We start from the raw sequence: 9080 nt of genomic DNA, 5'->3' as shown, positions 1-9080 counted from the left end.
ACGCCGAAAGTACTTGGCTGGAGACGGCCTGGGAGGATAGGAAGCCGCTGATTAAGCTAAAGGCACACCTGAGGGTGTGTCTTTTTTTTGTGTTTGGCTTCCTATCCTCCCAGGGTACCTGGTAAGCAGGGCAGTAGAAGATGGAGAAGCGAAGCGACGACAGATTCACTGCATCGCTTAGTTCGGAGCGTAAGATGGACATGTAGCGTAGCTACATAGGTCCATCCACAGCGACGAACACCCAGTATCCTGGAGCTAAGAACCGTACATAAGAACTCGCTGATTAAGCATTCTGCGGCTAGTGGTAGAATCCAACTAATCCATACGGTAACGCGGCACTTTGTGCCAATGTTACCGAACCGTACATTAGTTGAGTAGCTCCAAATTTATGTAAATAAACTACATCTAACCGATACTACGGTACTTAGCACCAATGGTATCGCACTGCAAACCAGTTGAGTAACTTCAAATATATGTAAATAACGAGCCCTATAATTTTGATTTACAAGTTTATAGTTTTTTTTACGTCTACTTTTGCATATTACTAATAAATATTTTCATTCATAAATTAATATGAATATCTTGTGAGGGATTTTCTTGATAATACTAGGTATGTGTGATATTCTCATTATATGCTTAAGTGGATTGGAGTGATTAGTTTATATGTATAAATATGGCAAGAGCTGTATTAAAAAATTATTATATTTTCTCGCAATATGTATTGCAATTTTAGCTATCTCATTTGGCGTTATGTGGGGGCTGTCTACTGATTATAAGATCTATGGTGTACCAGTTCTTAATTACCATCAAGTAAATGATGAAAAGCATTCTGCATTAACACTTCATGTGGATCAGTTTAGAGAACAAATGGAATATCTGCATAATCAGGGATACAACACGATTACATTAGACCAATTATATGATTATTTAGAAAATGGTACTGAATTACCGAATAAGCCAATTGTTATTACCTTTGATGATGGCTATGTTGATAACTACAATAATGTATTGCCTATTTTAAAGGAATACAATATGAAGGCTACCTTGTTTATGATTAGTGATGCTGCTAATACGCCTGGTTTTGTTTCTACAGAACAAATGCATAAAATGGAAGCAGCTGGCTTCGATATTCAAGGTCATACTAATCATCATAAGATCTTAACAAAAATTGACCCTACTGAGTTGCCAGATGCTCTGCTTGGAGGGAAGACTTCATTAGAGGGGATTTTAGGTGAGCCCATTGAATATTTAGCATATCCTGGTGGGTTTAACGATATGCTCGTTCAATATGTAACTAAACAGTCTGGTTATAAAATGGCTTTCACAGTACAACCAGGTACAGTACAGCCAGGAGATAATCTATATGCCTTAAATCGATTGGCTATATTCCAAGGTGATACACCATATCTATCGTTCTGGATGCGCCTACATTGTGCACCATTTATTCACTACACATGGGCATTACGTGATTTTTTACGCGATAATGGATGGCCGAGATTAGCATCTATTATTCCGTTATTCTAGGAGGAACTATGTCTTACGAAGTTGTAGCAAGACCTTTACGCGTTGCTGTTTTAACAGTTTCTGATACTCGTACCTTTGAAACCGATAAAGGCGGTAATAAAGTACAAGAGTTTTTAGAACAAGCAGACCATATTGTGGCAGATCGTAAAATTGTTATTGATGATTACGATGAAATTAGAAATGCTATGATCCCATGGTGTAATGATGAAAATATTGATGTTATCATTTCTACAGGTGGCACTGGCATTGCTAAGCGAGATGTGACAATTGAAGCTGCGAATAGCCTCTATGAGAAACATATTCCTGGATTTGGTGAAATCTTTAGATATTTGTCCTATACAGAGGATATTGGTACTAAGGCGATGGCGTCTCGTGCTGAAGCAGGGGTCAACAATAACACCTTGATGTTCTCTGTGCCAGGCTCTGTAGGTGCCGTTACATTAGCTATGAGTAAACTTATCATTCCTGAAATGGCCCATCTCGTTCGAGAAATTACAAAATAATATATTTAGACTGCTCATTCGTGGGCAGTCTTTTTTTGATAATAGAATTCATAATGCTATTTAAGGGACATAAAAATATTCAGATAATACCATATTAATGGGCATAAAATCTATATATGCTAATTCTCAATATATAAAACAATACCATTGCAGTATTGTTTTATTTCGATTATACTAGATTTAGTAATACGTTTGTCCGAGTGCACGAGAAAGGAGACCTTATGAAGTTAAATCAGGCCACGGATTATGCATTTCGCATGGTCTTGCATATGGCGCTATTACCTTCGGGAACGAAGATAACTGGCTCTGTATTGGCTGAGCAGGAATTGATTCCAGAACGATTCTTGCTCAAGATTATGCGTAGTCTCATTGCAGCTGGGATTATGAAATCCTTTCGCGGTGTAGATGGTGGGTTTGCCCTCAATCGAGACCCTCAAGAGATTTCATTGCTCGATGTAATTAGAGCGGTAGAAGGGGATGCGTATTTACAACGGTGTTTATATGATGTAGGTTCTTGCTCTAAGTCTTGTATGGGGCATTGTGCTATCAATGAGGCTATGGGGACGATTCAGGACCAATTAATTACTCAGTTGGAGCAGGTTAACTTTAAAACTCTTGCTCAACGTGAGCAGTTGATTGAGGCTGAAGCGTTGCCATATTCACAAGCGCAATGATACAAGGTTTTTAGTAAAAGCTCATCAAGTGATGTAGGTATTTTATTCTAAGGAGGAAAACACATGTTTGAAGCTGTAGATTTAGCTCGATTACAATTTGCGCTAACATCTATCTATCACTGGTTGTTTGTGCCGTTCACACTAGGCATGACAGTGACTGTAGCTATCTTAGAGTGGACATATGTGTCTACTGGTAAAGAAGTATACAAAAAAATGGCAAAATTCTGGGGCAAATTGTTCCTAATTAACTTTGCTATGGGTGTGGTAACTGGTATTGTTCAGGAATTCCATTTCGGTATGAACTGGGCAGAATATTCTCGTTTTATGGGTGACATTTTCGGCGCTCCATTGGCCCTTGAAGCATTAATGGCATTTTTCTTGGAATCTACATTCATGGGTGTATGGATCTTTGGCTGGGATCGTTTAAATAAAACTGTTCATGCCCTTGTAGCTACGTTGGTAGCATTAGGTACAAACCTATCTGCATTCTGGATTCTCGTAGCGAACTCCTTCATGCAACATCCTGTAGGTTATGTAATTCGCAATGGCCGTGCAGAAATGGACAATTTCTTAACAATTGTTCAAAACGGCTATGTACCAGGCCAATTCTTCCATATCGTGTTGAATGGTTTATTAACAGCAGGCGTAATTATCATGTCTATCAGTGCATGGCACTTATTGCGCAACAATGCGACAGACTTCTACCGTCGTTCCGCTAAATGGGGCATGGTTATTGCTCTTGTATTCGGTACTTTAGGCGCTTTGGCAGGTCATCATCAAGGTCAATACATTACAAAAGTACAACCTATGAAAATGGCTGCGATGGAAGCATTGTGGGAAACACAAGATCCAGCTCCATTCTCTTTGGTAGCTAACATTGATACTAAAGCACAAAAAAATACGGGCGCACTTGAAATCCCTGGTGGTTTGTCCTTCTTGACTCAAAACTCCTTTACTTCTGGTAAAGTAGAAGGTATCAAAGATCTTCAAGCTAAATCCGAGGCTCAATATGGTCCTGGTAACTATATTCCAGATGTTCCAGCAATCTTCTGGACATTCCGTATCATGGTTGCAGCTGGTTCCATTATGTTACTCGTTGCATTCGTAGGTCTTATCCTTAATGCAAAAGATAAATTGGTTGGTAATCGCACATTCTTGAAAATTATGTTCTGGACATTGCCATTGCCATTCATTGCTCATTCCACAGGTTGGTTTGTAGCAGAAGCAGGTCGTCAACCATGGCTTGTATATGGCTTGCAATTAACTGCAGACGGTGCATCTAAAGCCGTTACAGCTCCAGAAATTATGACTACTATCATCGGCTTTACAGTTGTGTACATCGTAGCAGCTATTGCAGCTCTCTACCTTGCTGTAGAACACATCAAAAAAGGTCCAGATGGTAACCCATCTCACGATGTAGTTGAAAAAGAGGAGGCGAGATTATGGAATTAATTTTTAATAACCTTGAAGTGGTATGGTTTATTTTAATTACTGTACTATTCGCTGGCTTCTTCTTATTAGAAGGTTTTGACTATGGTACTGGTATTTTATTACCATTCATCGGTAAAACTGACGTTGAACGTCGTCAAATGATCAATGCCTTGGGCCCTGTTTGGGATGGTAACGAGGTATGGATGATTACTGCAGGTGGTGCATTATTTGCATCCTTCCCTCATGTATATGCTACATTGTTTAGTGGTTTCTATTTAGCGTTATTCTTAATGCTTGCGGCTCTTATTATCCGCGGTGTATCTTTTGAATTCCGCTCCAAGAGCCCTAACTTGTTATGGCGTAAAACTTTTGACTACTGCATCTTCTTTGGTTCCTTGATTCCTGCATTATTGTGGGGCGTTACAGTTGGTAACTTGATTCAAGGTACTCCAATCGATGCAAGCATGACCTATGTAGGCACATTCTTTGATTTATTAAGCCCATACACAGTACTTTGCGGTATTGCGTTTATCTTGGTATTCACATACCATGGTGGCTTATTCACTTCTATCAAAACAGCTGGTGCTGTTTCCGAACGCGCTCGCGCAGCTTCTTTGGTAGTTGGTGTTCCTACTGCAATCGGTGCTTTAGTATTGGTTGCTGCTACATATGTATGTACAGATTTGTTCAACTCTGTATTAGCAATCGTGTGCTTCGCATTAGCAATCGTGTTCTTCCTCATTTCTTGGGGTGCTGCACGTACTCGTAATACAAAATGGGGCTTTGTATTTAGCTCCTTAACTGTTATTTCTGTAACGGCTGCTTACTTTGCAGGTTTGTTCCCTCGCATCATGGTTTCTTCTTTGAATCCTGACTGGAGCTTAACTATTGCAAATGCAGGTAACTCTACTTACACATTGACATTGATGACTTGTGTAGCCTTCGTATTTGTGCCAATTGTATTGGCTTACCAAATCTGGGTATACTGGACATTCCGTCATCGTGTATCTGAAAAAGACTTACACTATTAATAGAATAGCTTTATAACTCTAGTGAGTTATAAAATTTAAGTCTCAATGTGAGGCGTGTCGTAGCGGCACGCCTCTTTTTTGTGGTAAGATGAATATAATATTGATAAATTTAGATTCATTTGTTCGTATATATTGGATTCTAAAATTCATATGATTTTTTATATTAACTATATTTACCATAGGGGATACTATGATACAGCGTACCGCCTTTAAAGCGTTGCTAGAACATAAAGGTCAGCTTTTATTACTAGGATTAACTTGTTTAGTTGAAAGTCTATCTATTGTTGGGCAAGCTTGGTTCTTTGGAACCTTAATTAATAATTTTATTTTTTCTGAAAATACCTTACACGATGAAAGGTATACCATTATCTATTTAGGGATTGCTATTATTGTGAGATTACTAGCACATTATGTGCAAGAATCTGTAGCCAACCGATTGGGAAGTGCGGTAAAAGCAACCTTTAGAAAACGAGCTTTAGCACATATGTTTAAGCTAGGTGTTCAACATAAGGAGCGCCACGGCGATGTAATCCATATGCTTACAGATGGATTAGAGCAAGTAGATGCTTACGTAGCTCGATATATTCCGCAAATTTTATATGCTATTATGATTCCTCTTATTATGGGCATTGCTATTGTAGATACATTGCCTATTATTGGCATCATACTAATTGTTACAGTACCATTAATTCCATTCTTTATGATCTTAATCGGCAAGCAAGCAGATCGCCTCAATAAAGAACAGTGGGAACGTATGAGTTTTTTGTCTGGGCATTTCCTCGATGTATTGCAAGGTATCACCACATTAAAACTTTTTGGCCGTGCGAAGGATCAAATCAAGGTCATTGGTCGTTTATCTGAAGAGTTTAAAGACTCTACTTTGCGTGTGTTGCGCGTGGCATTCTTATCTGCATTGGTTCTTGAACTTGTAAGTACTATTAGTACGGCATTGATTGCTGTATACCTGGGCTTAACATTATTGGATGGTGAAATTCCATTCTTTTCAGCCTTCTTTATTTTGTTATTAGCACCAGAGTTTTATACGCCATTTAGACAACTGGGGGCTGCATTCCATACGGGAATGGCAGGGAAGACCTCCATTTTAAAATACGAAGAGTTTATGAATCGTCAGCCATCGTTACCTGTAGGTGGACAATCTAAACTTCAAGGACCTATACAAGCTATTGAAATTAAGGATTTAACCTTTACCTATGAAGATAGTGAAAATGGGGTACAACATATTTCATTAGAGGCTAAACGCAATTCTCCGATTATGCTTGTTGGTGAAAGTGGAGCCGGGAAATCTACAATCGCTCATATTATTGGAGGCTTTTTAACTGCTCCTAAAGGTACTGTTGCCATCGATGGTCTTGATGTTTGTGACATCGATATTGAGTGGTGGCGTCAACAAATTACTTATGTATCCCAGCATCCTCATATCATGAAAGGAACATTACGCGATGTATTATCCTTTGGAATGAATGTAAGTGATGAAGAGATTATAGCGGCATGTAAAGAAGTACAGCTACTGGATGTGATCAATAGACAACAAGAAGGTCTTGATACGGTTATTGGTGAAGGTGGCTTAGGTCTTAGTGGTGGCGAACGTCAACGGGTGGCGTTAGCACGTGCTTTCTTACGAAAAGGGCAAGTGTTAATTCTCGATGAGGTAACGGCACATCTTGATGTAAAAACAGAATCTATCATAAGTAGTGCTATCCAACGTTTGATGGAGAATAAAATTGTTATTATTATTGGCCATCGCCTACAAACGATGCACTGGGCTTCTACGTTATACGTTTTAAAACAGGGGCGCATTATTCAACAAGGTTCTTATGAAGAGCTTATTGCGGTAGATGGATATTTTAAAGACCTGGTCATCTCTGGTTTAGGCGAATTTTCTTCAACTATTGAAGAGCAGTTGCAAACAGGGAAATCATTTGATATTCAAGATAGAGATGACCTAGATTATTCAATTCCTGTTGATAAAAAAGGTGCTTATGTACGCGGAAACGATACACATACATCTGAAGTGTCAACGTCTACTATGGGCTTACAAGGATGGCGTTTATTATTCTCTGTATTAAGTCCTGCAAAGTGGTCTTTAGTATTAGCTTTGATTTTTACATTTTTAACGGTATTCATGAATGTAGGGCTTTTAACTGTGTCTGCATGGTTATTGGCTTCAGCTGCATTGCAACCAGGCCTTACTTATTTGAGCCTTGCCATTGTAGGGGTTCGATTCTTCGGCGTTAGCCGTGCCGTATGTCGCTATTTTGAGCGCTATACATCTCATCGGATGGCATTCCAAGGATTATATGGTTTACGTGTATGGTTCTATGCTCATTTGGAACCATTAGCACCAGCTATTCTTAAACGCTTTGGTGCGGGGGATATGTTAGGCCGTATTATGGGGGATATAGAAGTATTACAATTCTTCTATTTGCGCACATTAATTCCTCCTGTAGCAGCCATTGCTTTAACTGTTTTAGTAGCCTATGGCGTTTCTACGATTGATAGCACTTTGGTTACGCCTATAGTTTTGTCGTCCCTAGTATTAGGTTTGGTATTGCCTTTAGTTGTATATGCTCATAATAAACAATCATTGACTGAGATTGGACCTCAACAAGGGGAGTATAAATCACTATTAAGTGATACTATGGATAGCTTAGAGGATGTCATTAGCTATGGCAATGAAGATTTAGTCTATCATCGTATTCAACATATGATGCATATTGTTGATACTAATAAGGGTGTTATTGAGCGTGGCATGAACTTAGGGAATACGCTGTTCCTAGGTGGTGTGCAAATTACTGTTGTTATTGTAGCCATATTGGCTGCTAATGCTTTGACCGGCGCTTGGGCTAGTGTTATGGTAGCGGTTGCTGCCATTGGTACACAAGCTTGGTTTGAGGCGTTACAACCTATGATTGCTGCCGTTCATCATGGTGCTGAAAGCAAGGTAGCTACGAGTCGTCTCATGGCACTCGCCAATGAGCCAATGCCTGTGGTAGACCCGAAGGCACCAAAACCATTCAATGCTAATCGAGATATTACCTTTACCGATGTATCTTTTGGTTATAATAAAGAGCGTTGTATTTATGAACATCTTAGATTAGACATTAAGCAAGGTCAATCAGTTGCCATCGTTGGTGCTAGTGGCTCTGGTAAGACTACATTATTTAATATGCTTGAGCGTTTATATGATTATGGTGGTTCCATTCATGTAGGTGACGTAGAATTAAAGGATATTTCTATAGATACATGGCGTAATGCGTTGGGAACTATTACACAAGATACGTATATCTTCCATGCGTCCTTTGAGGATAATATTCGACTAGCAAGGCCGGATGCTTCAGCAGCTGATTTAGAGTGTGCTATCGATCGTGCTTCCTTGCGCTCTGTAGTGGATAGATTGCCAGTAGGTCTTAATACGATTGTTGGTAGTGGTGGTCATGGCTTAAGTGGTGGTGAACGTCAAAGGGTTGCATTAGCTCGATTATTCTTGCGAAATCCACAAATCGTTTTATTGGATGAACCATTGGAAGGTTTAGATCAAGTAACAAGAAAGGCTTTACATCGTGATTTGATGGAATATGTAAAGGATAAAACATGCTTATACATTACACATCAGTTAGAAGGATTAGAGCAAATGGACCGTATCTTATTTATGGATAAAGGTCAAATTATAGAAGATGGAACTTATGAAGAGTTAATTGCGCTTCGTGGTCATTTCTACGAATATTGCTACCTATCTATGGCAAGTATTCAATAAAAATAAATATCAGTTAAATTATCTATTATAGCTATTAACTTATAATAGGCTAAATATTAAACTACAGTAATAAAGCCCCTTTTACTATGATATGTACCCATTTTCCTGGACACATATTATTTACTAGCCTAAACACATGGAT

At 38.9% G+C, this 9080-nt stretch carries 6 protein-coding genes; all 6 read left to right on the top strand.

The window, feature by feature from the left end; translation table 11 throughout:
* The first annotated feature begins 663 nt into the window (after positions 1-663).
* Complete coding sequence (locus QZ055_RS06185; protein ID WP_363178839.1) at positions 664-1524, top strand: polysaccharide deacetylase family protein; 861 nt, start codon at positions 664-666, stop codon at positions 1522-1524.
* An 8-nt stretch (positions 1525-1532) separates the two neighbouring features.
* Positions 1533-2027 carry a molybdenum cofactor biosynthesis protein B gene (locus tag QZ055_RS06180; protein WP_105090264.1) on the top strand — a complete coding sequence of 165 codons (495 nt, stop codon included), beginning with the start codon at positions 1533-1535 and terminating at the stop codon, positions 2025-2027.
* A 221-nt stretch (positions 2028-2248) separates the two neighbouring features.
* Positions 2249-2701, top strand: a complete 453-nt coding sequence (locus QZ055_RS06175) for an Rrf2 family transcriptional regulator (RefSeq protein ID WP_295825329.1) — start codon at positions 2249-2251, stop codon at positions 2699-2701.
* A 63-nt stretch (positions 2702-2764) separates the two neighbouring features.
* The gene (locus QZ055_RS06170) at positions 2765-4153 is read left to right on the top strand and encodes a cytochrome ubiquinol oxidase subunit I (protein WP_295825327.1); all 1389 of its coding nucleotides are present in this window, start codon (positions 2765-2767) and stop codon (positions 4151-4153) included.
* On the top strand, positions 4144-5163 hold the full coding sequence (gene cydB / locus QZ055_RS06165) for a cytochrome d ubiquinol oxidase subunit II (protein ID WP_005387191.1): 1020 nt from the start codon (positions 4144-4146) through the stop codon (positions 5161-5163). The genes QZ055_RS06170 and cydB overlap by 10 nt, the downstream gene beginning before the upstream one ends.
* Positions 5164-5353: 190 nt before the next feature.
* Positions 5354-8938 carry a thiol reductant ABC exporter subunit CydD gene (cydD, locus tag QZ055_RS06160; protein WP_295825324.1) on the top strand — a complete coding sequence of 1195 codons (3585 nt, stop codon included), beginning with the start codon at positions 5354-5356 and terminating at the stop codon, positions 8936-8938.
* Positions 8939-9080 lie beyond the last annotated feature (142 nt).

Source organism: uncultured Veillonella sp., assembly GCF_905209685.1.
Taxonomy (GTDB): domain Bacteria; phylum Bacillota; class Negativicutes; order Veillonellales; family Veillonellaceae; genus Veillonella.
The sequence above is the reverse complement of the archived record's forward strand: the minus strand, read 5'-3'. Positions and strand labels throughout refer to the sequence as shown.

What these genes read in the sequence shown, in the direction of transcription:
- QZ055_RS06185 (WP_363178839.1), top strand. Translation starts at nt 664, where the DNA reads ATGTATAAATATGGCAAGAGCTGTATTAAAAAATTATTATATTTTCTC.
- QZ055_RS06180 (WP_105090264.1), top strand. Translation starts at nt 1,533, where the DNA reads ATGTCTTACGAAGTTGTAGCAAGACCTTTACGCGTTGCTGTTTTAACA.
- QZ055_RS06175 (WP_295825329.1), top strand. Translation starts at nt 2,249, where the DNA reads ATGAAGTTAAATCAGGCCACGGATTATGCATTTCGCATGGTCTTGCAT.
- QZ055_RS06170 (WP_295825327.1), top strand. Translation starts at nt 2,765, where the DNA reads ATGTTTGAAGCTGTAGATTTAGCTCGATTACAATTTGCGCTAACATCT.
- cydB (WP_005387191.1), top strand. Translation starts at nt 4,144, where the DNA reads ATGGAATTAATTTTTAATAACCTTGAAGTGGTATGGTTTATTTTAATT.
- cydD (WP_295825324.1), top strand. Translation starts at nt 5,354, where the DNA reads ATGATACAGCGTACCGCCTTTAAAGCGTTGCTAGAACATAAAGGTCAG.